This window comes from Terrabacter sp. C0L_2 (assembly GCF_036352015.1).
Classification (GTDB): domain Bacteria; phylum Actinomycetota; class Actinomycetes; order Actinomycetales; family Dermatophilaceae; genus Terrabacter; species Terrabacter tumescens.
Genome location: NZ_CP143557.1, coordinates 2,712,316 through 2,736,348, shown reverse-complemented (window position 1 = coordinate 2,736,348; position 24,033 = coordinate 2,712,316). Strand labels below are relative to the sequence as shown.

Annotated in this window: 20 protein-coding genes; 10 read left to right on the top strand and 10 right to left on the bottom strand. The window is 72.0% G+C overall.

Annotation, left to right across the window (positions count from 1 at the left end; all coding sequences use genetic code 11):
- Positions 1-47: 47 nt before the first annotated feature.
- The 4 genes from U5C87_RS12555 to U5C87_RS12540 form a co-directional block, all read right to left on the bottom strand.
- The gene (locus tag U5C87_RS12555; protein ID WP_330472906.1) at positions 48-2,978 is read right to left on the bottom strand and encodes a vitamin B12-dependent ribonucleotide reductase; all 2,931 of its coding nucleotides are present in this window, start codon (positions 2,976-2,978) and stop codon (positions 48-50) included.
- 94 nt (positions 2,979-3,072) lie between these two features.
- Positions 3,073-3,570: a transcriptional regulator NrdR gene (gene nrdR, locus U5C87_RS12550; protein ID WP_030200160.1), complete on the bottom strand. Its 498-nt coding sequence runs from the start codon at positions 3,568-3,570 to the stop codon at positions 3,073-3,075.
- A gap of 404 nt (positions 3,571-3,974) precedes the next feature.
- Positions 3,975-5,270: an MFS transporter gene (locus tag U5C87_RS12545; protein WP_330472905.1), complete on the bottom strand. Its 1,296-nt coding sequence runs from the start codon at positions 5,268-5,270 to the stop codon at positions 3,975-3,977.
- The gene (locus U5C87_RS12540; protein WP_330472904.1) at positions 5,267-5,914 is read right to left on the bottom strand and encodes an ArsR/SmtB family transcription factor; all 648 of its coding nucleotides are present in this window, start codon (positions 5,912-5,914) and stop codon (positions 5,267-5,269) included. Before U5C87_RS12540 ends, U5C87_RS12545 begins: the two co-directional genes overlap by 4 nt.
- Positions 5,915-6,042: 128 nt before the next feature.
- On the opposite strand from U5C87_RS12540, the gene U5C87_RS12535 reads away from it, so the two are divergent.
- Complete coding sequence (locus U5C87_RS12535; RefSeq protein ID WP_330472903.1) at positions 6,043-7,341, top strand: sensor histidine kinase; 1,299 nt, start codon at positions 6,043-6,045, stop codon at positions 7,339-7,341.
- A 9-nt stretch (positions 7,342-7,350) separates the two neighbouring features.
- Here the strand turns inward: U5C87_RS12535 and U5C87_RS12530 are convergent, their stop codons facing one another.
- The 3 genes from U5C87_RS12530 to U5C87_RS12520 all read right to left on the bottom strand — a co-directional run bounded on the left by U5C87_RS12530 (position 7,351) and on the right by U5C87_RS12520 (position 10,173).
- Positions 7,351-9,099, bottom strand: a complete 1,749-nt coding sequence (locus U5C87_RS12530) for an alpha/beta hydrolase (protein WP_330472902.1) — start codon at positions 9,097-9,099, stop codon at positions 7,351-7,353.
- Between the two features lie 20 nt (positions 9,100-9,119).
- Positions 9,120-9,422, bottom strand: coding sequence for a hypothetical protein (locus U5C87_RS12525; RefSeq protein ID WP_330472901.1), 303 nt, complete (start codon positions 9,420-9,422; stop codon positions 9,120-9,122).
- 328 nt (positions 9,423-9,750) lie between these two features.
- On the bottom strand, positions 9,751-10,173 hold the full coding sequence (locus tag U5C87_RS12520) for a LysM peptidoglycan-binding domain-containing protein (protein WP_330472900.1): 423 nt from the start codon (positions 10,171-10,173) through the stop codon (positions 9,751-9,753).
- Positions 10,174-10,411: 238 nt separating this feature from the next.
- Between U5C87_RS12520 and lexA the strand changes: the two genes are divergently transcribed.
- Positions 10,412-11,137 (top strand): transcriptional repressor LexA, encoded by a 726-nt coding sequence (gene lexA / locus U5C87_RS12515; RefSeq protein WP_330472899.1) that lies wholly within the window; start codon positions 10,412-10,414, stop codon positions 11,135-11,137.
- Positions 11,138-11,148: 11 nt separating this feature from the next.
- Positions 11,149-12,045, top strand: a complete 897-nt coding sequence (locus U5C87_RS12510; protein ID WP_030200179.1) for a hypothetical protein — start codon at positions 11,149-11,151, stop codon at positions 12,043-12,045.
- Positions 12,046-12,075: 30 nt separating this feature from the next.
- On the opposite strand, the gene U5C87_RS12505 is transcribed toward U5C87_RS12510, so the two are convergent.
- Positions 12,076-13,044 carry a Sir2 family NAD-dependent protein deacetylase gene (locus U5C87_RS12505; RefSeq protein ID WP_330472898.1) on the bottom strand — a complete coding sequence of 323 codons (969 nt, stop codon included), beginning with the start codon at positions 13,042-13,044 and terminating at the stop codon, positions 12,076-12,078.
- Between the two features lie 137 nt (positions 13,045-13,181).
- Between U5C87_RS12505 and U5C87_RS12500 the strand changes: the two genes are divergently transcribed.
- The 6 genes from U5C87_RS12500 to U5C87_RS12475 all read left to right on the top strand — a co-directional run bounded on the left by U5C87_RS12500 (position 13,182) and on the right by U5C87_RS12475 (position 19,176).
- Positions 13,182-14,129 carry a LysR family transcriptional regulator gene (locus tag U5C87_RS12500; RefSeq protein ID WP_330472897.1) on the top strand — a complete coding sequence of 316 codons (948 nt, stop codon included), beginning with the start codon at positions 13,182-13,184 and terminating at the stop codon, positions 14,127-14,129.
- A 61-nt stretch (positions 14,130-14,190) separates the two neighbouring features.
- A complete protein-coding gene (locus tag U5C87_RS12495; RefSeq protein ID WP_330472896.1) occupies positions 14,191-14,772 on the top strand; it encodes a peroxidase-related enzyme in 582 nt (193 codons plus the stop codon).
- Entirely contained in the window at positions 14,769-16,292 is a 1,524-nt protein-coding gene (locus tag U5C87_RS12490; RefSeq protein WP_330472895.1) for a gamma-glutamyltransferase, read from the top strand. Before U5C87_RS12495 ends, U5C87_RS12490 begins: the two co-directional genes overlap by 4 nt.
- Positions 16,293-16,371: 79 nt before the next feature.
- Complete coding sequence (locus U5C87_RS12485) at positions 16,372-17,697, top strand: class I SAM-dependent methyltransferase (RefSeq protein WP_443082057.1); 1,326 nt, start codon at positions 16,372-16,374, stop codon at positions 17,695-17,697.
- Between the two features lie 5 nt (positions 17,698-17,702).
- The gene (locus U5C87_RS12480) at positions 17,703-18,575 is read left to right on the top strand and encodes a DUF1295 domain-containing protein (protein WP_330472893.1); all 873 of its coding nucleotides are present in this window, start codon (positions 17,703-17,705) and stop codon (positions 18,573-18,575) included.
- A 34-nt stretch (positions 18,576-18,609) separates the two neighbouring features.
- Positions 18,610-19,176, top strand: coding sequence for a cupin domain-containing protein (locus tag U5C87_RS12475; protein ID WP_330472892.1), 567 nt, complete (start codon positions 18,610-18,612; stop codon positions 19,174-19,176).
- A 33-nt stretch (positions 19,177-19,209) separates the two neighbouring features.
- Here U5C87_RS12475 and U5C87_RS12470 read toward each other — a convergent pair whose 3' ends face one another.
- Together U5C87_RS12470 and U5C87_RS12465 are read right to left on the bottom strand one after the other, a co-directional pair.
- The gene (locus tag U5C87_RS12470) at positions 19,210-21,798 is read right to left on the bottom strand and encodes a ComEC/Rec2 family competence protein (RefSeq protein WP_330472891.1); all 2,589 of its coding nucleotides are present in this window, start codon (positions 21,796-21,798) and stop codon (positions 19,210-19,212) included.
- Positions 21,795-23,024, bottom strand: coding sequence for a helix-hairpin-helix domain-containing protein (locus U5C87_RS12465; RefSeq protein WP_330472890.1), 1,230 nt, complete (start codon positions 23,022-23,024; stop codon positions 21,795-21,797). The genes U5C87_RS12470 and U5C87_RS12465 overlap by 4 nt, the downstream gene beginning before the upstream one ends.
- 155 nt (positions 23,025-23,179) lie before the next feature.
- On the opposite strand from U5C87_RS12465, the gene purU reads away from it, so the two are divergent.
- Positions 23,180-24,022 carry a formyltetrahydrofolate deformylase gene (gene purU, locus U5C87_RS12460; protein WP_330472889.1) on the top strand — a complete coding sequence of 281 codons (843 nt, stop codon included), beginning with the start codon at positions 23,180-23,182 and terminating at the stop codon, positions 24,020-24,022.
- The last annotated feature ends 11 nt before the right edge of the window (positions 24,023-24,033 follow it).

Here is a 24,033-nt window from a genome sequence, read left to right as displayed (position 1 = left end):
GACCCGGACGGCGATGCCGTCCGGGCCCCTTCGTCACACCGTGATCGTCAGCTGCAGCCGCTGGTGCTTCCGCAGCCCTCGCAGACGTAGCAGGAGCCGGCGGGACGCATCTTCGTGCCGCAGGTCATGCAGATCGGCGCGTCGGCCGTGATGCCACCGAACTTCTCGAGCAGCTCGGCCGAGCTGTGCACGTCGTTCGAGATCTCACGGGCAGAGGCAGCGCCCGCACCCGACTTGACCTCGGCAGCAGCCGCCGGCGACTCGGCCTTGCTCGCCTCGTCCGCCTTGACCTCGGCCTTCTTCGAGACCGGAGCCGACTGCTGGAGCGACTCGAGCTCGTCCTCGAGGTCCTCGTCGGACTCGTCGGACTCGATGGCCTCGTAGGAGCCGGTCTCGACCTGGCGGGCCCGCTCGGCGGCCGTGTGGATGCCCATGAAGGAGCGGGTGTCGAAGTCGAGGTAGTCGAGCGCCAGACGGCGGAAGACGTAGTCCATGATCGACTGCGCCATGCGCACGTCCGGGTCGTCCGTCAGGCCGGCCGGCTCGAAGCGGAGGTTGGTGAACTTCTCCACGAAGGTCTCGAGCGGCACGCCGTACTGCAGACCGATCGACACGGCGATCGAGAAGGCGTCCATCACGCCGGCGAGGGTCGAGCCCTGCTTGCCGAACTTGAGGAAGATCTCGCCGAGCTGCTGGTCGTCGTACGTGCCGGCCGTGAGGTAGCCCTCGGCCCCACCCACGGCGAACGACGTCGTCTGCGAGCTGCGGCGCTTGGGCAGGCGGCGACGGACCGGGCGGTACTCGATGACCTTCTCGACCTTGACGTCGGCGGCAGCGGCGTCGGCCGCGGCCTTGTTGTCCTTGGCCGTCGAGCCGCCGTCGGACAGCGGCTGACCGACCTTGCAGTTGTCGCGGTAGATCGCGAGCGCCTTGATGCCGAGCTTCCAGCCCTGCATGTAGACGTCCTGGATCTCCTCGACCGTGGCGGTCTCGGGCAGGTTGACCGTCTTGGAGATGGCACCGGAGAGGAACGGCTGCGTCGCGGCCATCATGCGCACGTGGCCCATGGCCGAGATCGAGCGCGCACCCATCGCGGTGTCGAAGACCTCGTAGTGCTCGGGCTTGAGGCCCGGCGCGTCGATGACGTGGCCCTTGTCGGCGATGTACTCGACGATGGCCTCGATCGACTCCTGCTGGTAGCCGAGCTTCTTGAGCGCACGCGGGATGGTGAGGTTGACGATCTGCATCGAGCCGCCACCGACGAGCTTCTTGAACTTGACCAGCGAGAAGTCCGGCTCGATGCCGGTCGTGTCGCAGTCCATCATGAAGCCGATGGTGCCGGTCGGCGCGAGCACCGACGCCTGGGCGTTGCGGTAGCCGTGCTTCTCACCGAGCTTGACGACGTCGTCCCATGCCTTCGTCGCGAGCTTGTGGACGTCGGAGTCCATCGCGTCGAGGGTCTTGATGTTGTCGTTGGCGGCCTGGTGCTTGCGCATGACCCGCTTGTGGGCGTCCGCGTTGCGGGCGTAGCCGGCGTAGGCGCCGACGACTGAGGCCATCTCGGCGGAGCGCTTGTAGGCGGCGCCGGTCAGCAGCGAGGTGATCGAGGCAGCGAGCGCACGGCCACCCTCGGAGTCGTAGCCGTGGCCGGTCGCCATGAGGAGGGCGCCGAGGTTGGCGTAGCCGATGCCGAGCTGGCGGTAGTTGCGCGTCGTCTCACCGATGGGCTCGGTCGGGAAGTCCGCGAAGCAGATGGAGATGTCCATCGCCGTGATGACGAGCTCGACGACCTTCTGGAAGGTGGCGGCGTCGAAGGTGTCGTCGTCGCGGAGGAACTTCAGCAGGTTGAGCGAGGCGAGGTTGCACGAGGAGTTGTCGAGCGACATGTACTCCGAGCACGGGTTGGAGGCCGTGATGCGGCCCGTCTCGGGGTTGGTGTGCCACGCGTTGATCGTGTCGTCGTACTGGATGCCCGGGTCGGCGCACTCCCACGCGGCCTTGGCGATCTTGCCGAAGAGCTCACGGGCGTCGACGGTGTCGATGACCGAGCCGTCGGAGCGCGAGCGCAGGCCGAACTCGGTGCCGTCCTCGACGGCCTTCATGAACTCGTCGTTGACGCGGACCGAGTTGTTGGCGTTCTGGTACTGGACGGAGACGATGTCCTTGCCGCCGAGGTCCATGTCGAAGCCGGCGTCACGCAGGGCGCGGATCTTGTCCTCCTCGCGCGCCTTCGTCTCGACGAACTCCTCGATGTCGGGGTGGTCGACGTCGAGCACGACCATCTTGGCCGCACGACGCGTGGCGCCGCCCGACTTGATGGTGCCGGCGGACGCGTCGGCGCCGCGCATGAAGGAGACGGGGCCCGAGGCGGTGCCGCCGGAGGAGAGCAGCTCCTTGGAGGAGCGGATGCGGGAGAGGTTGAGGCCGGCGCCGGAGCCGCCCTGGAAGATCTTGCCCTCCTCCTTGTACCAGTTGAGGATCGAGTCCATCGAGTCGTCGACGGAGAGGATGAAGCAGGCCGAGACCTGCTGCGGGCTCTTCGTGCCGACGTTGAACCAGACCGGCGAGTTGAACGAGAAGACCTGGTGCAGCAGGGCGTGGGTCAGCTCGTGCTCGAAGATCTCGGCGTCCTCGGCCGAGGAGAAGTAGCCGTTGCTCTTGCCGGCGGCGACGTAGGTCAGCACGACACGGTCGATGAGCTGCTTGAGCGAGACCTCGCGGGCCGCAGTGCCGACCGCGCCGCGGAAGTACTTGGTGGTGACGATCGTGCTGGCGTTGACCGACCAGAAGTCGGGGAACTCGACGCCGCGCTGCTCGAAGATCGTCTCGCCGGTCTTCCAGTTCTGCTGGACGACGTCGCGCTTCTCCCAGGTCACCTCGTCGTAGGGGTGCACGCCGGGCGTGGTGTAGATGCGCTCGATCTTGACGCCCTTGGCGCCAGCCTTCGAGCGTGAGCTGCGGTTACCGATCTCCGTCATGTCGTGCGGCCTCCCTGACCGAATCTGCTGCTGGTGATGAGTCTTGCGGGGAGCACCGACAGTGGGTGGTGCTCCGGTGGTGCGTGGAGGGTGGTTACCGCTGGGCGTCGAACCGGGCGGGAGCGGTGGGCTCCTCCCCCAGTGCGTCGCGCTCGGCTCGAAGGAGCGCGATGGCTCCCTCGAAGTCCTCGAGGCTCTCCCACGCCTGGTAGACGCTGGCGAACCTGAGGTATGCGACCTCGTCGAGCTCGCGGAGCGGTTCGAGGACGGCCATGCCGACCTCGTGCGCCTCGATCTCGGCGTTTCCCTGCGACCGAATGGCCTCCTCGACCTTCTGGGCGAGAAGGGCCAGGTCGTCCTCGCTGACGGGCCTTCCCTGGCATGCCTTGCGCACACCGGTGAGGACCTTGGCCCGGCTGAACGGCTCGGAGGCGCCCGACCGCTTGATCACGTTGAGACTCGACGTCTCGAGCGTGGTGAAGCGGCGGTTGCACTCGGGGCACTGGCGGCGGCGCCGGATGCAGGCCCCGTCGTCGGTCGTGCGCGAGTCGATGACCCGCGAGTCGGTGTGGCGACAGAACGGACAGTGCACGTCCGGCCACCTTCCCTTCCCAAAGACCCGGTCGTTCAACGATGGACAGGCTTCCCGTATGCCGTGCCGGGCCGTTCCAGCGACACGGCCGGTGTTCGTGGGACCGGTCAGGGCTGGGGACGAGCCTGGGGACGACGTGGGGATGACCTGTGCGTAACCCCCGTCTTCCTGGGGACTACATGTGGACGTCTTACATCTGTGTAACTACTAGATGTAGGGGTAACTGTAGGCACGCTGTGACCCCCATCGCAAGCGAATCGCCGAGGTCCGGCGTGGCGTGTCGCTGACCTGCGCAAATGCGACTCACGCCACCCGGGCACCGGGCGTGTCGCCACCGCCCGCCCCCACATCTAGGGGTGCGCGCGACTCTCCGACCCCTCATCTACGGCCATCTGCACCGGCGCTCAGCGCAGCCGGGCGATGCCGGGGCGCGTCGCGAACCACAGGCACAGCACCGCCATGGCGGCGCCGTAGACGACGGCGGCGGTCAGGACCGAGGTGGCGGTGGCCAGGGCACCGAAGGCCGGGATCGCGAGCGGTACGAGGGCCATGTCCCCGAGGGTCGAGACCGAGGACACGCGCCCGAGGTGGCTGGGCGCGATGGTCCGCTGGTAGGTCCCGGAGAGCCACACCGAGGCTGCCCCTGCGGCGACCCCCACCAGGGTCATGGCGGCCAGGAGGATGATGCGCGAGCCGATCCCGGTGGCGGCGATGCAGAGGCCCTGCGCCACGAGGACGGCGAAGCCCGCCTGCGCCGGCCTCCCGACGCGCCGGCGGATGCCGACGACGCTCCCCGCGATCGCACCGAGGGCGAACGCCGCCTCGGCGGCACCGAGCCACGCCGGGCCCCACCCCGACTCGCTGACCCGTAGGGCGATGCCCAGGGCGATGACCGGCGAGACGAAGACGTTGAGGGCGGCCAGTCCCAGCACGAGCAGCCGGGCCGATTCGTCACGACGCAGGTATGCCGCCCCGTCCCTCAGGCTGGCCGCCCACGACGCGTGGGGTGCCCGCGGCATCCGGTAGCGCGGCCGCACCACGAGCGCGAGGACGCCGGCGATCGCGACGAAGGTGACGGCATCGGCGAGCATGGCCCCGGCGGGGCCCACGGCAGCGACGGCCAGACCCCCGGCCGGAGCGCCGAGCAGACGCGCGACCCGGCCGCCGATCTGGTTCCAGCCGCTCACCGTGGCGAGGTCGGCCGGACGCACGAGCTGTCGCGCGAGGGTCGCGCCGGCCGGGAGGGTGAGGCCAGTGGCGGTGCCGAGCAGGACCCCCATCGTCAGCAGGAGCGGCGCGCCCCGCACGCCGGAGCCCCAGGCGGCGGCGCCGCCGAGCAGGACCGCGCCCTGGAAGAGACGGCCCGTCACGAGGATCCGACGCGTGTCCCACCGGTCGGCGATGACTCCACCGACGAGGACGAAGACTGCTTGCGGCAGCGTCTCGGCACCGAGCACCACGCCCGCCATCGCCGGCGACAGGGTGTGCACGGCCGTCCAGGCCAGCGCGACCGTCCACACGGCGTCGCCGAACCAGGACAGGGCCATCGCGGCCACCCAGGTGTGGACCATCCGGTCACGGGTGAGACCGGGAGGCTCGGCGCCGCGCAGCGTCGGCTCGGCGTGCGGAGAAGGCGCCGCCGGATCCGCTGTCGTGGCCAGGCCGCTGGTGGTGGTCGTGACCTCGCTAGCGTCGCTCACGGCTTCACCGGACCGCTCGGGAAGACCCGCGCCGACAGCCGCACGGGAAGTCTGCGCACGTCCGGTCGCACCTCCGCGTCCGCGCGACACTCCTCGCCCCACTCGACGACGAGGTCGGTGAGCCGACGGCTGAGCTCCGCCATCTGCTCCACGGTGGCGGTGACGAGCGAGTCGGTCGCCACCGCGGCGTGACGCACCTCCGCCGGCGCCGCCTCCCCCTCGGCGAGCCAACGCTGGACGGCGCGCACGTGGTGACGGAAGTTCTCGGCCTCGGCGCTGGAGGCGATCCGGCGAGCCACCGTCCCCTCGCCGAAGTCGGTCGCGTCCCAGGACACCTGGCGCGGTCGGCTGCGCCACCAGCTCTCCCGGGTGTCCCGAGCCAGGTCCGGCGCCGGCTCGACGAACCCGTAGCGGTGCAACGTTCCCAGGTGATGACTCACCGACCCCACGGCGAGACCCGTGCGGCTCGCCAGGCGGCCGACCGTGGCGGGGCCCTCGACGGCCAGGAGCTCGCACAGCCAGCGTCGGGTCGGGTGGTGAAAGGCGGTGAGGACGTCGAGCAGGGCGCTGCCGGTCTCGCCCCCGATGTCGGCGGTGGCGGGAGTGGTGGCGACGTGGCGCTCGGAAGCGGTGCGGCGAGGCATGCCGACCAGCCTCCGACGGGTCGAGGCATTGCACAAGATCTCTTGTATGACTCTGTGTCGCCGCTCCGGGGATGAGACAGGGTGAGGCGGTCCTTGCCCGCGGCGCGCTCATGACGGAGGCTCCTACCGTGACATTCCGGACAGCAGTGCAGGACGTTCTCGACCCGGCACAGCGGCGTGAGGAGGCGCTCGCGGGCTACGACGTCCTGGGCAACGCGCCGCAACGCGAGCTCCAGGCGCTCGTCGACATCGCGGCCCAGGTCTGCGCCGTCCCCCGTGCCGCGATCAACATCATCACCTCGACGCAGCAGCAGCAGATCGCCACGACCGGCTTCGCCGCTTCCATCTGCGCCCGCGAGGACTCGATGTGCGCCGCAGTCCTGGAGCACACCGACCGGGTCGTGGTGCCGGACGCCAGCCTCGACACGCGCTTCAGCGAGAACCCATTCGTGACAGGCATCCTCGGCAGCGTCCGCTTCTACGCCTCAGCGCCCCTGACCACGCCGGACGGCGTCATCATCGGCCGCCTGTGCGTCTTCGACTCGCAGCCGCGGGAGCTCGCCGAGGCGCAGGAGGACGCCCTGACAGCGATCGCCGAACGCGTCGTCGACGTCCTCGAGCTGCGCCTGCGGACCCGTGAGCTGGAGGACTCCCTCGCCACCCTGACGCAGACGAGGGACGAGCTGCACCGCTCCAACGAGGCGCTGTCGGTCTTCGCGGGTCAGGTGAGCCACGACCTGCGCACCCCGCTCACTGCGATCATGGCGAGCACCGAGATGCTCGGCCAGCAGCCCGCCGTCTCGGGCGACGTTTGGTCCGAACGTCTCGTTGCCACGGCCCACCGGTCGGCCACCCGGATGGCCGGGATGATCGAGCAGATCCTCGCGCACGCCCAGGTCGGGGCCGAGCTCCACCGGGCCGACACCGACCTGGGGCTCGTGCTGGCCTCGGTGCTGGAGGACCTTGCCCCCACCCTCGAGGCACGGGCGGCGAGCGTCGCGGTGGGTGAGCTGCCGACCCTGCCCGCCGACGAGCAGCAGCTCTACTCGGTCATGCTCAACCTCGTGTCCAACGCGGTGAAGTACGCCCGCCCCGACGTCGCGCCCGTCGTCGAGGTCACCGCCGAGCGTCGAGGCGAGAGGTGGCGCCTCTCGGTGCACGACAACGGGATCGGCATCTCGGCAGCGGACCGGGACCGGGTCTTCGGGCTCTTCAACCGCGTCGAGACCTCGGTCGACGGCAGCGGGATCGGCCTGGCGACCGTCAAGCGGATCATCGAGGCGCACGACGGAACGATCGGCATCAGCTCGCCGGAGGGTCCGGGGACCGTCGTCTGGTTCGAGCTGCCGGCACACGCGCCGGGGCAGATGGCGCCGGCACCACCGCCTGCCACGCTCGACGCGCCAGACACCGGCCACGACGACTGAGGGCGGATCTCACGGGACCAGTCCCGGCACGCGCAGCGGGTCCAGGCCGAGACTCGGACCGATCGTCGTGCAGGCCCGCTCGTCGGCTCCCTGGAGCACCCGGAGGTCCGGTCGGCCGGCGGCGATGACAGCAAGGTTGTGCGCGCTGTCCGTGCCCGCACGAAGATAGTCGGAGTGACCGCTCGAGGTGCGCCCCACGTCGACGAAGTCCGTGCGTGACCGCAGGAAGTGGTTGCAGCCGGTCCCGGCCTGCTTGAGCGCGAACGTCGAGAGCCGGGTGGCGCCGGCGACCTCGGCCGGCGAGGTGCCGTGCACGCGCCAGCCGTAGTCGAAGACGTCGTCGCCGATGGCCCCGAGCACGTTGAGGGAGCCCGGCTTGAGCGCCGTGCGCGACACGTCGGAGAACGGCAGTCCGGGCGCGCCGAACACCGCGACGTCGTCGACGGCGCTCGTGCGCAGGGACGCGAAGCCCGCGAGCGTGCCGCCGTAGGAGTGCGCCCACACCGTCTGGTGGGCCGGCCGGTCGCGGGCCGCCTCGATGCCTGTCGAGAAGTCGGCGAGGGCACCGGCGTTCTCGCGGGCCAGCTTGCCGTTGAGGACGTTGCGGTCGATCGAGGTGGTGATCTCGCGCACCTGCGGCGCGTCGTAGCCCATCCACGTCACGATCGCGACGTCCTGCCCCGAGGCGACCGCCCGAGCCGCGGAGCGCATGCGCACGAAGGTGTCGTCGTAGCGGGCCAGGTCGGTGCCGACCATGGTGGACAGGCCGCCGACGAAGGTCACGACGTGCTCGGCACGGTCGACGTCCCCGACCGCGACCGCGGCCCTGACGTGGAGGCTCGTGGTGTCGACGAGCAGGAGGCGCCGCGGCCCTCCGTCGCGACGAGCCAGGACCTCGCGGATGGCCTGGAGGGCGGCGACCTGCTGCTCTGCGAGCTCACGCTCCGGCTGGCTGCCGACCCATCCGCCGGCCAACGACCGGTCGAGGCGCGCCCGCGCGGCCCCCTCGGCCCGCCCGAGCAGCACGAGGTTGGCCTCGTGGCGCGCGGCTGCGGGGACACCGTCGCGGGAGCCCACCCACTCGGGTCGGTCGCGTAGGACGGCGCGGCGCTCCTCGTCGGTCAACGATCGCCACCAGGCGGCCGACGCGAACACCTGGGCACCGACGCCACCGGCGGCCGAGGCGGTCGGCGGCGCCGCCGGCAGCGTGACCGTTCCCGCGGCCCGGGCACCGGCCCCGGACGACGAGGTCGCCCCGCGGGCCGACGAGAGCAGGGCCCGGAACAGGTCGTCGTCGCTCTGGGACGCGACCCGGCGCGCCTGCAGGAGGCAGGAGTGGACCTCGGCGCGCAGCAGCTCGTCGAGCCGGGCGCGGTGCGCCTCCAGGGCGGGGTCACCCAGCGAGGCACGCACAGGGAGGAGGAGCTGCCCGTCGTCGTCGACCCACGCCCCTTCCTCGGCCGCCCGCCTGTCGGCCCGGACCACGAGGTCGATCGCCGACTGCATGCGACCGGCGGCGTGCCCGACGGCGTGACCGGCGACCGCGATGCTCGCGGCCAGCTGCCCGAGGCCGGCGACCACGGTCCCGTAGCGGTCTGCCGCAGCCGAGGACGCCGCGCCCGACCAACGGGAGGTCGCCGATCGGCGCCACAGCACGAGCTCAGCCAGGCCTAGGACCCGCTGACGGCGACCCTCGAGGCCCCTGCTGACGGCTGCCAGGGACTGGGGCCGGCTTGAGCGGATGTCGCGGACGGACATCAGAGGAGCACCCGCGACGCTCACGACCGGACCCCGAAGGAGGCGTGGACGCCCAGCCGTGCCGACTGTTCGACGGCGTCGTAGGTGTCCGCCGCGACGGCCAGCCCGCGCCCGAGCTCCTGCAGGTCCCCGCGGGTCGCAGCCAGCCGCGCCTCCCAGGCCGCAGCGACCTGGTGCAGCCCCGGACCGCACCGGCCGCCGGGCATCGCTGCGGCGATCGGTCTCAGCTCCTCCGCGATCCCGAGGCCTCGCACCTTCAGCAGGACCTCCTCGATGGAGAGGACGTCCTCGCGCAGTGCGGTCGTGTCCACGTCGTAACGCATGCTGTGCTCCTTCCCGAGGACAGCAACGCTAGGTCGCGGCCGGTGAGGTCGTGCGCGTCATCCACAGGGTCGGCCGCCCATGCGTGCGGATGACTGCAGACGACCATCGGCGGTGTCGACCGGACGGGATCGGCTGCGCCGCAAGGGCGCCGGGAACAGCAGAACGCCGCACCCCGATGAGGGGTGCGGCGTCCGGGCAGGAGCGACGGGGTCGAAGCGCCGCTCGCGCCAGCCGCTGAAGGTGGAGCCAACGCGGCAGATCGGGTGGGGGCGGTCGACGCGCGGCCGGGACACGGCATACGCGATCGGCCCCGAGGGGCACGTCAGGTCAGCGTGCGGGGATGACGAGCTGCTGTCCCGCGTGGATCGCCGCGGTGCTCAGGCTGTTGGCGAGCTGGAGCTCGACAACCCCGTCGGCGACGGCGAGCTCGGGCAGCTCACGGGCGGCGATCCCGGAGAGGGTCTGGCCCGACTGAACCGTCACCGTGCGCGGCTCACCGGAGGCGGACGCGAGCTGACCCGCCAGGCCGACACCGAGGACCGAGACGACCCCGGCGACGAGCAGGGACACGACGAGGCGGCCGAACCGGGTCAGCCTCAGGGGCGGCTGGGTGGCCCGCACCGCCCGCGCCTCCCGGACCGCCTCGGCTCCGGTGGGCACGAGGACGAGCCGGGGTCGGCGGGTCGACCGGGACCCGTCGGGCCCTTCGGTGTGCTGCTGGCGAACGGCCTCGAGGACGATGGCGCTCATGGTGACCTCCCCTTGCTCCTGAACTTGCGAACACATGTTCGATAGAACGTCTGTACGAGTTGTAGCACGTATGTTCGATGAAGTCGAGACACGCATCGAACAGGTGTTTGGCAACTGTGTTCGAACTCCGTAGTCTTTCCTCACACCACAGACCTCACCAGCCACCACTGACACTGGCCCCTCACCAGCGTCACTCCACGGGCCGGCGGGGCCTCGAAGACCCGACGAAGGGGACACCATGGGCGTGACCGAGCTTCCCGATCGCGAGACCGGCGACGGCCTGACCGTCCGCCAGCGGCGGGTGCTCGAGGTCATCCGCAACTCCGTCGACCGCCGCGGCTACCCGCCGAGCATGCGGGAGATCGGTGACGCGGTCGGCCTGGCCAGCCCGTCGAGCGTCTCCCACCAGCTCAACGCGCTCGTCGCCAAGGGCTACCTGCGACGCGACCCCAACCGGCCACGCGCCCTCGAGGTCGTCTCCCCCGACGCCAAGGCGGAGGAGCTCGGCTACCGCGCCGGCGACGCCACGCCGCCGCGGCCCCGGGGCGACCAGTACGACACCGAGACGGACTCGGGTGACGCGCGCCCGCAGGCCTCCTACGTCCCCGTCCTCGGACAGATCGCGGCAGGCGTGCCGATCACGGCAGAGGAGGTCGTCGAGGACGTCTTCCCCCTGCCCAAGCAGCTCGTCGGCGAGGGCGACCTCTTCCTGCTCAAGGTCAACGGCGACTCGATGGTCGGCGCGGCGATCTGCGACGGCGACTGGGTCGTCGTGCGCCAGCAGCAGCACGCCGACAACGGCGACGTCGTCGCGGCCATGCTCGATAACGAGGCGACCGTCAAGACGTTCAAGCGCAAGGACGGCCACGTGTGGCTCATGCCGCACAACGACGACTTCTCCCCCATCGACGGTGACCACGCCACGATCCTCGGCAAGGTCACCGCGGTCCTGCGCCGCATCTGAGGCCCGGACCGGTGACCTCGTCGCGCACGCGGGACGTCGTCCTCACCTACCGCTACCTGCGTGGGGCGATGATCGCGCTGCTGCTCATGCTGCTGCTCTCCGTCGGCTACCAGTGGTGGTGGGAGACGGGCCACTCGTGCTGGCTCGGGTCGATCAGTGCGTACTACTACACGCCCGCGCGCGCCGTCTTCGTCGGGTCGCTGTGCGCCCTGGGCGCCAGCCTCATCGCCTACAAGGGTCACTCCCCCGAGGAGGACGTGCTGCTGGGTTTCTCGGGCCTCATGGCCTTCGTCGTCGCCCTCGTCCCGACCGTGCCCGACGGCCGCTGCGGGCCCAACGCCTACAGCCAGACGCCGGCCGAGATCGCGGCGGCCGTGCGCAACAACGTCTGGTCCCTCATCGTCGTGGCGGTCCTCGCGGCCGGGGTGACCGCCTGGCTCAAGCGCGGCGCGATGACGCGTGACCCGGCCGAACGACCGACTGCGAGGTCGGTCGTGGCCATGGTCGTCTGCGGCGCGGTCCTGCTGGGCGAGCTCGTCCTCTTCCTCGTGCTGCGCGACCGGTTCATCGCCCTGAGCCACGGCGTCGCAGCGGGCACGATGGTGGCGGGAGTCATCGCCGTCATGGTGCTGAGCGCCGCCCGCGCCGAGGACCGGCACCGCGGCGCCGACGAGGCCGCCGTCTACAAACGCATCTACATCGCCATCGCGGTGGCCCTCGCCGTGGCCCTCGGCGTGACGGTCCTCGCGGCCCTGACGGTGAACGGCTTCGACCACCTCGTGCTCATCTCCGAGGTCATCATCATCGTCCTGTTCTGCACCTACTGGGGCGTGCAGACGAAGGAGCTGTGGGACCTGCGCGCCATCGATGGCGCCGAGGCCCGGTCGGCCCGGTCCGTGGCCGAGTAGTCCTCGGCGACAGGGCAGCCCGGCCGCCGGTCAGTGGCCGAGAGCGCCGCGCAGGTCCTCGAGCGTCGGACCGAGCGGCGCATGCAGGCGCAGCGTCGCCTCGGCATCGCCCCGGGTCGCCGACCGCGTGACGATGGCGACGGGCACGTCCCGCTGGTGCGCGCGCCGGACGAAGCGGTAGCCGCTCATGACCGACAGCGACGACCCGAGCACGAGCACGGCGCCAGCCCCCTCGACGAGCGAGAAGCACTGCTCCACCACGGCTTTCGGCACCGACTCACCGAAGAAGACGACGTCGGGCTTGACCGTGTCGTTGCCGCACACGAGACAGCGCGGAGCGTGGAAGGACGCGACGAGCGAGTCCGCGAGCACGATGTCACCGTCGGGCCGAACCTGCTCTCCCCACTGCGAACCCACCGACTGCGCGGCCTCGGCGAAGCGCTCCATGAAGCCGGGGTTGGCCTCGGTCATCCTCTCGTGCAGGCCGACTCGCGTCGTGTACTCGCCGCATGTGAGGCAGACGGCTCGGTCGAGCGACCCGTGCAGCTCGATGACGTCGGTGGCCCCGGAGGCCTGGTGGAGGCCGTCGACGTTCTGCGTGATGATGGGCCCGACGTAGCCGGCGCGCTGCAGGTCGGTGACGACGCGGTGTCCCTCGTTGGGCTCGGCCGCGTTGAAGCGCTGCCACCCGATGTAGCTGCGCGCCCAGTAGCGCCGGCGCGCCTCGCCGGACCCGGCGAACTCGCCGTAGGTCATGGGCTCGACGCGGCGGGTCCCGTCCGGCCCTCGGTAGTCGGGGATGCCCGACTCCGTCGAGAGCCCCGCGCCGGAGAGCACGACGACCCCGCCGGCGCTGACGAGGTCGACGAGGTCGTCGAACGTGCCGAGGTCGTGCGTCTCGAGCGGCAGGGTGCGTGACGTCGACAGCCGGGTCGTGGCCGTCACCGTGGGACCCGTCGCGGGCGTCGCCTCCTGCGGTATGCCGTTCGCCTGGTGCACCCGGTCAGCCTACGTCGGTCTTCGCGTCCCCCCGGCCACCCGTCGAGGGTCTGCGGGCGCGGTGCCGCCCAGTCGGTCACGCGAACGCCGTGCACGCAATCTCACAGATTGCATAATCATCGGTTATGATCGGGGACATGATCGATGCTGCCGGCCTGCGGGTCATGAAGGCCATTGCCGACGAGGGAAGCTTCACGAGCGCCGCCAACGCGCTGGGCTTCACCCAGCCGGCCATCTCGCAGATGGTCCGACGCCTCGAGCAGCGCACCGGGACGGTCCTCGTCGAGCGCTACGGCCGCCAGGTCCGGCTCACCGAGGCCGGCCAGGTGCTCGCACGCCACGCCGTCGGCGTCCTCGCCGCGCTCGACGCGGCCGAGGAGGAGATCACGGCCATCGCCGGGCTGCGCGCCGGCCGCGTTCGGCTCCAGGCCTTCCCCAGCTCGTCGGCCACGCTCGTGCCCCGCACGCTCGCCATCCTCAAGGCCCGCCACCCCGACATCACCGTCACCTTCACGGAGGCCGAGCCGCCCGAGTCGCTGGCCGCCCTGCGGAGAGGGGACTGCGACGTCGCCGTGGCTTTCGCCTACGAGGGCGGTGACCTCGGCGAGCTCGAGGAGGACCTCTCCCTGCTCGTCACGCGTCGCCTCATGGACGACGAGGTGCGGCTCGTCGTGCCGCGCTCACACGCTCACGCCGGCGACGAGGCCGCCACGCTCTCCGACTTCTCGGGCGAGGAGTGGATCGCCGGCTGTCCGCGCTGCCGCGGGCACCTGCTCTCCCTCGCCGACACCGCCGGCTTCCGCCCCAACGTCGCCTTCGAGACCGAGGACTACGTCGCCCAGCTCGGGCTCGTGACCGCCGGCCTCGGCGTCGCGCTCGTGCCCGACCTCATCCTCAACGCCGCCAAGCACGACGAGGTGGCCACCCTGCCGCTCGCCCCCGCGTCGCGCCGCCAGATCCTCGCCGTGACGACGCCCGACCTCCTGCGGGTCCCTGCCGTCGCCGCGGCGCTCGACGCGCTGTGCGAGGCCGCCGGCGCCGACCCCAAGGTCTCCCCCGCCCAGCTCGTCAGCGCCAAGGGCTGACCGCCGTCCGGCGCCGGGCGCGCCACGGGCGCGGAGGCCGCACCCGGCATACGGTGGCCTCATGGGTGACCGCAAGCGAATCTCCTACCTGCCCGTGCCCGAGCGCGACGACGTCCCGGAGGGCGTGAGTCGCCTCTGGGACAAGGCGCAGGAGGCGTTCGGCTTCGTGCCCAACGTGTTCCGCACCCAGGCGGTCAACGGCGAGCAGTTCCTCGCCTGGTGGGGCTACTTCAACCTCCTCGTCAACAAGGACGGGCACCTGAGCAGCGCCGACCGCGAGCTGCTGGCCGTCGTGGTCAGCAGCGTCAACCGGTGCACGTACTGCGAGGTGAGCCACGGGGCAGCCCTGCGGGAGCACTCCGGAGACGAGGTCACGTCCGACCTCGTGGCCTCCAACTGGCGCCAGGCGGGGCTCGCCGAGAGGGAGTACGCGATGGCCTCCTACGCCGAGAAGCTGACGCTGCGCCCCGCCGAGGTCACCGAGTCCGACCTCGAGCCGCTGCGCGCGGTCGGCCTGGACGACCACGAGATCGTCGAGCTCGTCCAGGTGGTCGGGATGTTCAACCTCACCAACCGCGTGTCGACCGCGCTCGGCTTCGTGCCCAACCCGGAGTACCACTCGCTCGGCCGAGCGACCTCATGACCCGGGTCGCGCTGGCCGCGCCCGGCCCGGCCGCCCTGCAGGCCGGCCTCGAAGTGGCCGACGAGGGCGGCAACGCCGTCGATGCGGCGATCGCCGCCTCCCTCGCCGCCATGAGCACGGAGCCCGGCGTCGTCAGCCTCATGGGCGGGGCCTTCGTCAACGTCTGGCTGGCGGGCGCCGACCCGGTCGTCGTCGACGGCAACGTCGAGATGCCCGGACGTGGACTCGATCCGTCCGCCTTCGGGCGCGGCGTGCGACAGGTCCCCACCGACTACGGCGGTGGGGTGACCATCGGCGCGGGGCACGGCGCGGTCGCGAACTCCGGTGCGCTGCAAGCACTCTCACTCGCCCGGGACCGGTACGGGTCGGCGCCGTGGCGACGTCTCGTCGAGCCCTCGGCGCGCGCCTGCCGTGAGGGCTACCGCGTGGGCGCCGCCGCGGCCCTCTACCTCGGTCTCGTCCGCGACACGCTCTTCGGCGAGGACCCCGAGGCGCATGCGCTGGTCACGGGGGCCGACGGCGGCCCGCTCGAGCCCGGCGAGACCTCCCTCAACCTCGACCTCGCCGACATCCTCGACCTGCTTGCGGCACAAGGGGTCTCACTCTTCACCACCGGCGCCGTGGGTCGAGTGCTCGTGACGGACATGGCCGCGAACGGTGGCCTCGTCACGGCCGCCGACCTCACGGCATACGAAGCCGTCGTGCGCACCCCGACGATGAGGACCGTGGGGTCCTGGGACATCGCCCTCAACCCACCGCCCTCCGTCGGCGGCCCCATGCTCGCGGCGATGCTCGGCCAGCTCGCGCGCCACGAGCACTGGACGTGGGCCGAGGTCATCGAGATCCAACGACGCGTCCTCGCCTACCGGCTGTCCGTCCACGACCGCTCCCGCGACCTCGAGGCCGACGGCCACGCCCTCCTCGAAGCGGTCGAGCGCCACGGGCTCGCGGGCCTGCCGACCTCCGCGTCCACGGCACACGTCTCCGCCGTGGACGAGCACGGGAACGCCTGTGCCATCACGATGTCCGCCGGCTACGGCGCCGGCATGGTCATCCCGGGCACCGGCATCCTGCTCAACAACGCCCTCGGCGAGCCGGAGCTGAACCGGCTCGGGCTGCACGCCGTCGCACCGGGCACGCGGCTCGCGTCCAACATGGCACCGACGACCGGACGCGGCGCCTCGGGGGCGGCGCTGGCGGTCGGCTCCCCCGGCGCCGACCGCATCACGACGGCGCTCATGCAGGTGCTCGGCCGCGGCCTGCTGCGCGGCGACGACCTCCAGCACTCCATCGACGCCCCGCGGCTGCACGTGCGTTTCATGGACGACGGGTCGCCGCGGGTCGAGCACGAGCCGTCCGACGACATCGCGGCCGCGGTCGAGGCCAGTGGCCTGCCGTCGCACCGCTACCCCGGACCGCACATGTACTTCGGTGGGGTCGGCGCGGCCGTGCTCGGCCCCGACGGGCTCGTGGCCGCGGGGGACGCGAGACGCGAGGCGGCCGTCGGGGTATCTCCATGAACACGCCGAGAACAGTCCCATCCACGCGCCGGACGGCACCGAATCATCTCGAGTCGACCCCCAACGAGAGGCCACCCCGATGACCATGACCGACGACCGCCCCGACGCTCCCGCCCCCTCCGCGGCGTCCTCCCGTCCGACCGGCATCGCCGCTCGGCTGGCGGCCGTCGTCACTCCCCTGTTCGGTGGGCAGCTGCCCGTGCGCCTCAAGGCCTGGGACGGCACCGTCGCAGGTCCGGCCGACGCGCCGACCGTCGTCCTGCGCGACCCCGCTGCCCTGCGCCGGCTCGTGCGCCACCCGGGTGAGCTCGGCCTCGCCCAGGCCTACGTGACCGGCGAGCTCGACGTCGAGGGTGACCTGCTCGACGGGTTCCGACGCGTGTGGTCGACCGCCCGCGACCTCGCCGGTGGGCGTCCGTCCGCGGGCACCATGGCTGCCGTGGCGAAGAACGGCATCCGCACCGCCTTCGACCTCGGCGTCGTCGGGCTGCCGCCCGAGCCCCCCGTGTCGCAGGCCCGTCTGCGCGGGCGCCTGCACAGCAAGAGCCGCGACCGCAGCGCCATCGAGCACCACTACAACCTGTCCAACGACTTCTACTCCCTCATCCTCGACCCGCACATGGCCTACTCGTGCGGCTACTGGACGAGCACCGACCCCGGCTACACCGTCGAGGACTCGCAGCGCGACAAGCTCGACCTCGTCTGCCGCAAGCTCGGCATCGAGCCGGGGGGCCGCCACCTCGACATCGGCTGCGGCTGGGGCTCGTTGTCGCTGCACGCGGCCGAGAAGTTCGGCGCGCAGGTCGTCGGCGTGACGATCTCGAGCGAGCAGAAGGCGTTCATCGACGAGCGGATCCGCGAGCGCGGCCTGCAGGACCGCGTCGAGATCCGGCTGCAGGACTACCGCGAGGTGCCCGACGGCCCCTTCGACACGATCTCCTCGATCGAGATGGGCGAGCACGTCGGGCGGAAGAACTACCCGACGTTCACAGGGCAGATCCACCGCCTCCTGCGTCCGGGCGGCCGGGCCCTCATCCAGCAGATGTCGCGCACGACGCGGCCCGGCGGAGGTCCGTTCATCGAGGCCTTCATCGCGCCCGACATGCACATGCGGCCCGTCGGCGAGACCGTCGACCTCATCGAGCAGGCCGGTCTCGAGGTCCGTGACGTCCACGCGATGCGCGAGCACTACGTGTGGACCGTGAACGCCTGGTACGACACCTTCGAGGCCAACTGGGACCGGGTCGTGGCCATGGTCGGTGAGGAGGTCGGACGCGTCTGGCGGCTCTACCTCGTCGGCGGCGCGCTCGCCTTCGAGGAGGGGCGCATGGGCGTCGACCAGATCCTCGCCGTGAAGCCGACGACTGACGGTCGGAGCGGTATGCCGCCCGTCCGGGCCTGGTGACCACGGTGTCGTCGGTCTGGACGGCGTTCGCCCCAGTCGTGGCTCCGGCCGCCGAGGCCGCGGGCTTCGACGGTGGGGCGTTCGGGCGCACCCTGCTGGCGACCGCGGTCGCAGTGGTCGTCGTGCTCGGCATCACCTTCGCGGTGGCGCTGCGCGTGGGCAAGCAGGCCGTCATCGACGTGACGTGGGGGCTCGGCTTCGTGGCCATCGCCCTCACGGCGTTCGTCACGAGCGGGGGCCACGGGGACGGGCTCCGGCGCTGGCTGGCGCTCGGCCTCACGGCCGCGTGGGGGCTCCGGCTCGCCGCGCACATCTTCAGTCGGTCGCGGGGCAAGGGCGAGGACCCCCGCTACGAGGCCATGCTGAAGCGCGCCGACGGCAACCCGAACGTCTACGCGCTGCTGCACATCTACGTGCCGCAGGGCCTCATCATGTGGTTCGTCTCCCTCCCGGTGCAGATCGCGATGTTCGTCGAGGGCGGGATCGGCTGGGTGCTGTGGCTGGGCGTCGTCGTCTGGGCCGTCGGCTTCTTCTTCGAGTCGGTCGGCGACCTCCAACTGACGCGCTTCCGCAACGACGCGTCCAACAAGGGGAAGGTCCTCGACACGGGCCTGTGGCGCTACACCCGCCACCCGAACTACTTCGGCGATGCGAGCGTGTGGACCGGTCTGTTCCTCGTCGCGGCGAGCGCGTGGCCCGGCGTGCTGACGATCCTCTCGCCGGCCGTCATGGTGTGGAACCTCTACGGCGGGACGGGCAAGAAGCTGCTCGAGAAGGACATCGGCGACCGCCGCCCCGAGTACGCCGACTACGTGCGGCGCACGAGCGGATTCTTCCCCTGGCCACCGAAGCCCGCCCACCCGTCGGTGCGCGACTGAGCCCCAGTGCTGCAGGTCGGGGATGATGGGCCACATGCGCCCGCCCCTCGCCGACGTCCTCGACCTGCAGCCCCACCCCGAGGGCGGGTGGTACCGCCAGACGTGGGTCTCCCCCGAGACGGTGACCCTTCCGGACGGACGCGTGCGCGCCACGGCCACCCTGATCCACTTCCTGCTCCCCGCGGGCGAGTCCTCGGCGTGGCACCGCGTGGCCTCGGACGAGGTCTGGCTGGCGCACACCGGCTCGGTCGTCCTCGAGCTCGGCGGTGCCGGTCCCCATCCACCGGCCGACGGCGATGCCGAGGCCGTCGTGCTCGGCGTCGACCTCGCGGCGGGCGACGTGGCCCAGGCCGTCGTCCCGGCCGGCGTCTGGCAGCGCACGGTGCCAGGGCCGGCCGACGCGCTGGTCAGCTGCCTCGTGTCACCCGGGTTCGACTTCGCGGACTTCGAGCTCGGCGCCGCTGACGACTCCGGCCACGGCCCGGCCACCGATTCCGACCCTGGCGCCGGCCCTGACCCTGACCTCGACGAGGTGCAGCGCGCATCAGCCGGGCCCGAGGACAGCCCGGTCGACCCCACTGCGCCGACCAACCCCGCCTGACCGACCTGCCCGACCAGCCTCGACGGAGGTCGGTCACCGGCCCACGGCCCGCACCTCCCCATCATCGGAGACGACGGCGACGTCACCCTCGAGGTCGGTGCGATGGACGTCGAAACCCCTGTCCTGCAAGGCCTTCATCGTCGCGGGCGCCGGGTGTCCGTAGTCGTTGCCCTCTCCCACGCTGATGAGGGCCAGCCTGCCGTCGATCCGGTCGAGCAGGCGGTCGTCCCGGTTGCTCGACCCGTGATGAGCGACCTTCAGCACGTCCACGTGCCCCCAGCGCCCCGGGTCGCGCCCGACCTCCTGGAGCACCTGCGCCGCGGCCTCCCGCTCGATGTCGCCCGCGAGCAGGACGGTCACCCCGCGGACGTGCAGGGTCAGGACCACGGACCCGTTGTTGGGCACCGACCCGGCATCGATGCGACGCGCCGGCCACCAGACGTCGGCACTCACCGCGCCCACGACGAGTCGCTGGCCGGCTCGCAGCTCACCCATCGGCACCCGGGACGCCGCAGCCAGGCGGGCGACGCGGTCGGCCTCGGCGGGCGGATCCAGCACCGGCGAGGCACGGATCTCGGCGACGGGTCGCTCTAGGACCGCGGCCAGGCCGCCGACGTGGTCGGCGTGGTAGTGCGTCAGCACGACGAGGTCGACGGCGCTCGCGCCGAGCCGGTCGAGACAGGCCCGCATCGGCTCGGGGTCCGGACCGGCGTCGATGACGACGACGTGCCCGTCCCCGTTGTGGGCGACCAGCCCGTCCCCCTGACCGACGTCGCAGGCGATGAGGACCCAGCCGGGTGGAGGCCACGCGATCGGCGCGGTCGGCAGCCCGAGCCCCGCCGTGAGCACGACGACGGACACGGCCACCGTCGGCCGGTGCCGGCTGCGGTGCCAGGCCCAGGGCGCGGTGGCGATGACCCCGGCGGTGAGAACCCCGAGCAGGATCGCAGCGCCGGCTGAGTCGCCCCAGCCGATGCTGCCGAACGGCAGGTCCGCGGACCATCGGGCAACGGCCGCGATGGCCTGGGCGGGGACGGCAGCGGCCCACGCGAGCCACCCGGCTCCCGTGACCCAGACGACGGACACGAGTGCGACGACGACGCCGACGAGGGTCGTCGGGGCGACGAACGGCGCAGCCAGCAGGTTGGCGAGGACCGCGACGACGGAGACGCTGCCCTGGAGCGGGACGACGAGCGGGGCACAGACGGCCTGGGCCGCGATCGGGATGGCGAGAACCGGCCCCAGGGGCCGGAGCAGGACCGGCAGCCGACGGGCGATGGTGCGTCCCCAGGGCTGGGCCAGCACGAGCAGCCCGAGGGTGGCGACGCTCGACAGTGCGAAGCCGTAGGAGCGGGACAGCCATGGGTCCCACACGAGCAGGACGAGGATCGCGGCGGCGAGGGCGGGCACCCCGGCACGTCGTCGTGAGGTCGAGAGTGCCAGCAGCCCGACCAGGCCCATGACGGCGGCTCTGACGACGCTCGGCTCCGGGCGGGCGAGGATGACGAAGCCGAGCAGACCGAGCGCCGCAACCGGTGGTCGCCACCGGCGCCGAACGCCGACAAGGCCGCACAGCCACAGCACGGCAGCGAGCACGAACGTCACGTTGCTCCCCGACACGGCGCTGAGGTGGCTGAGTCCGGTCTCGAGCATGACCGCCCTCAGGTCGGGCGGGGTCTGCGAGGTGTCCCCGACGACGAGGGCGGGGACGAGCCCACGGGCGTCGGGCCACAGCGACGCGGTGGCCGACCGGAACCGTTCGCGCACGACGTCAGCCGCCTCGAACACCCCTCCCGGTCCGGCGAGCACCCGCACCGCAGCCTTCGGTGTCGCCACCGCCACGACGTCGTCGCCCGGCTCGGCCGGGCCGAGCCGCACGACCGCCTGCACCTGGTCGTGCCAGCGCAGCCCGGCCCAGTCGGGTCCCCGGCCGATGACGAGGACCGGGGTGTCGACCTGCGTCGTGCTCCCCCGCCCGGACACCTGTGTCACGTCGAGACGCACCACGGTCACCACGGTGACCACGGGGCCGGCCGGACCGTCCTGCGCTGCACCACCGGCCGCCTTCACGGCGCGCGGTTCTGCCGCGACGGTGGCCTGCAGGGTGACGACAGCGCGCTCGGCCGCGAGGTCGCCGACAGGACCCGCGGACCGCGTCGCCCGATGACCGGCGGCGGCACCCAGCACCAGTGCCAGCACCGCGCAGACTGCTGCGACCCCTCGAAGGCGCGGAGGTCCGGCCCTCGGGGACGTCGCTCCCGGTCCCCGGCGGCCGGGACCGATCATGGGGCGCGAGTGCCGCAGGCTGCGGTGCTTCCATCGCTTCACCCCACTCCATGGGGCCCCCACGATCCTCGGGGAAGCGCCCGCGGCACCCGTGAGCACCCCGATCGCCAGAGCCACCACGGCAGCTGTCGTCACGAGCCACACCGGGGCGACGAGGCCCCAGAATGCAACGGCCGGCCACGCGAGCACGACCGGCACGAGCAGCCGGAGGTCCAGCCGCGCCGGCGAGCGCGGCCGGACCCGACGCAGCGTCTCGCGCCCGGTCAGGACGACGAGGGACGGACCCCGCGGTCGCTGCTCACGCTCGCGGCCGGGTGGAGGGACCGGGGCGGTCACAACGTCACCTTCGGCCGCAGCTGAGCCATGAGCTTGTCGCCGATGCCGCTGACCTCGCCGAGCTCGTCGACCGAGGTGAAGCGACCGTGCTCCGTGCGCCAGTCGATGATGCGCTGCGCCAGGACCGGTCCCACGCCCGGCAGCGAGTCGAGCGCAGCCACGTCGGCCGAGTTGAGGCTGACAGGCGCTCCCGAGCCGCCCGACGACCCGGCCCCTCCCGTCCGCGCACCACCACCCGAGGCACCAGTGGCGCCACCGGACACGCCACCGGACGCGGCCACGGCCTCCCCGGGTCGGGGCACCTGGATCTGCTCACCGTCGACGACGAGCCTCGCCAGGTTGAGCGCCGCCAGGTCGGATCCCGAGCGGGTGCCCCCGGCCGCCGCGATCGCGTCGGCCACCCGGGCCCCCTGCCTCAGCCGGACCAGGCCGGGCCTGACCACCTGCCCGACGACGTGCACGACCAGCTCAGCGCCCACCGTCGGAGTCGGCTCACCGGCACCCGAGGAGCTCGTCGCGGCGGCCGTTCGGCTCGTCGCCGCACCGGTCGCCGCCGCACCACCGACGACCAGCACCGACCGCGACGGCCCGGGGGCGACGTCGGGGACCGATGCAGAGCGTTCGGCCCAGAGCACGCGCAGCACGAAGGCGCAGCCGACCGCGACGACGAGGGCGAGCAGCGATACCACGGCTGCGCTGCTGACCGAACGCCGACCGGCGCGCAGGTCGTCCGGCATCGTCAGCACTCCCGGCCGGCGGGCGCGACGCAGGTCGGCGTCGAGCCGCGCCACCTCGTCGTCCTCCGTCGCCCGCTGCTGCAGGCGGCGCACCGCCGCGACCACCGAACCGGCGGCTTCACCCGCACCCGAGCCCGATCCCGACCCCGACCCCGATCCCGACCTCGAGCCCGAGCCCGAGCCCGAACGCACGCTCGCGTCCGGGCCCACGTCACGGTCGCCGTCCGCGTCCCCGTCCCCCGCCCCATCCACGGCCCACACCTCGGCGTCGTCGGCCAGGTCGGCCACGTCGGCCAAGTCGGCCAGGTCGACCGCGTCGCTTGCCGGCGCACGCGGCACCCAGCCGCCACGCTCGTGCCCCACCAGTGGGAGGAGGACGTCACCGGCTGACTCATCGGCGCTGCGCCGGGCTCCCCCGGCGCCTCGGGACCCGAGCACCCGGGCCACCCGCTCGAGGTCAGGTGGTCTCTGGGACGGTCGGAACGGCATACGACGACGCTAGGAACCCGGCCACCCACCCGCCCGCGCTCGAGCACCCGCTGGGGACAACCCGTCCCGCGTCCGAGGGGGTGTGGACGGCCACAGCCCGAGACGGCCCGCGCGTCGATTCACTCCCCCGCGCCCGCCTGGTCCAGACTGCTCCAATGGCTCGGCACATCATGACCCTCACCTGCGACGACCGACCCGGCATCGTGGCGGCCGTCTCCGCGGCGCTGCTCGCCGTCGACGCGAACATCGTCGAGAACCAGCAGTACTCCGACGAGGACACCGACCTCTTCTTCATGCGCACGGTCTTCGACGCCGAACCGCACGAGGTCGAGCAGGTGCTGGCGGCGATCCGCGACAGCTCTGCCATCGCGCACCACCACCTCTCCGCGCGGCCCGAGGACGAGCACTGCCGGACCGTCATCCTCGTCAGCAAGTTCGACCACTGCCTGCTCGACCTTCTCTACCGTTGGAAGTCCGGCGACCTGCCCATCGACATCGTCGGCGTCGTCAGCAACCACGAGGACTGCCGTGGGCTCGTCGAGTACTACGGCCTGCCCTTCACCGTCATCCCCGTCACCAAGGACACCAAGGCCGAGGCCGAGGCCGAGCTGCTCCGTCTCGTCGAGGCGGAGGGCGTCGGGCTCGTGGTCCTCGCGCGCTACATGCAGATCCTCAGCGACGACCTGTGCCGTGCCCTCGAGGGGCGGGCCATCAACATCCACCACTCGTTCCTGCCGGGCTTCAAGGGCGCGAAGCCCTACCACCAGGCGCACGACCGAGGCGTGAAACTCATTGGCGCGTCAGCACATTACGTCACCGCCGACCTCGACGAGGGCCCGATCATCGAGCAGGACGTCGTCCGCGTCACGCACGCCGAGTCGCCCGACCGGCTCGTGGCGATCGGCCGCGACGTCGAGCGTCGGGTGCTCTCCCGCGCCGTCCGTGACCACGCGGAGTCGCGCGTCTTCCTCTCCGGCCGACGCACGATCGTCTTCTGACGGGCATCGGT

Coding starts and splice junctions, on each gene's coding strand:
- U5C87_RS12525 (WP_330472901.1), bottom strand. CDS start 9,422: ATGCGTTACGACGTGGACACGACCGCACTGCGCGAGGACGTCCTCTCC.
- U5C87_RS12530 (WP_330472902.1), bottom strand. CDS start 9,099: ATGTCCGTCCGCGACATCCGCTCAAGCCGGCCCCAGTCCCTGGCAGCC.
- U5C87_RS12495 (WP_330472896.1), top strand. CDS start 14,191: ATGGGTGACCGCAAGCGAATCTCCTACCTGCCCGTGCCCGAGCGCGAC.
- U5C87_RS12500 (WP_330472897.1), top strand. CDS start 13,182: ATGATCGATGCTGCCGGCCTGCGGGTCATGAAGGCCATTGCCGACGAG.
- lexA (WP_330472899.1), top strand. CDS start 10,412: ATGGGCGTGACCGAGCTTCCCGATCGCGAGACCGGCGACGGCCTGACC.
- U5C87_RS12475 (WP_330472892.1), top strand. CDS start 18,610: ATGCGCCCGCCCCTCGCCGACGTCCTCGACCTGCAGCCCCACCCCGAG.
- U5C87_RS12490 (WP_330472895.1), top strand. CDS start 14,769: ATGACCCGGGTCGCGCTGGCCGCGCCCGGCCCGGCCGCCCTGCAGGCC.
- U5C87_RS12485 (WP_443082057.1), top strand. CDS start 16,372: ATGACCATGACCGACGACCGCCCCGACGCTCCCGCCCCCTCCGCGGCG.
- purU (WP_330472889.1), top strand. CDS start 23,180: ATGGCTCGGCACATCATGACCCTCACCTGCGACGACCGACCCGGCATC.
- U5C87_RS12555 (WP_330472906.1), bottom strand. CDS start 2,978: ATGACGGAGATCGGTAACCGCAGCTCACGCTCGAAGGCTGGCGCCAAG.
- U5C87_RS12465 (WP_330472890.1), bottom strand. CDS start 23,024: ATGCCGTTCCGACCGTCCCAGAGACCACCTGACCTCGAGCGGGTGGCC.
- U5C87_RS12540 (WP_330472904.1), bottom strand. CDS start 5,914: ATGCCTCGCCGCACCGCTTCCGAGCGCCACGTCGCCACCACTCCCGCC.
- U5C87_RS12520 (WP_330472900.1), bottom strand. CDS start 10,173: ATGAGCGCCATCGTCCTCGAGGCCGTTCGCCAGCAGCACACCGAAGGG.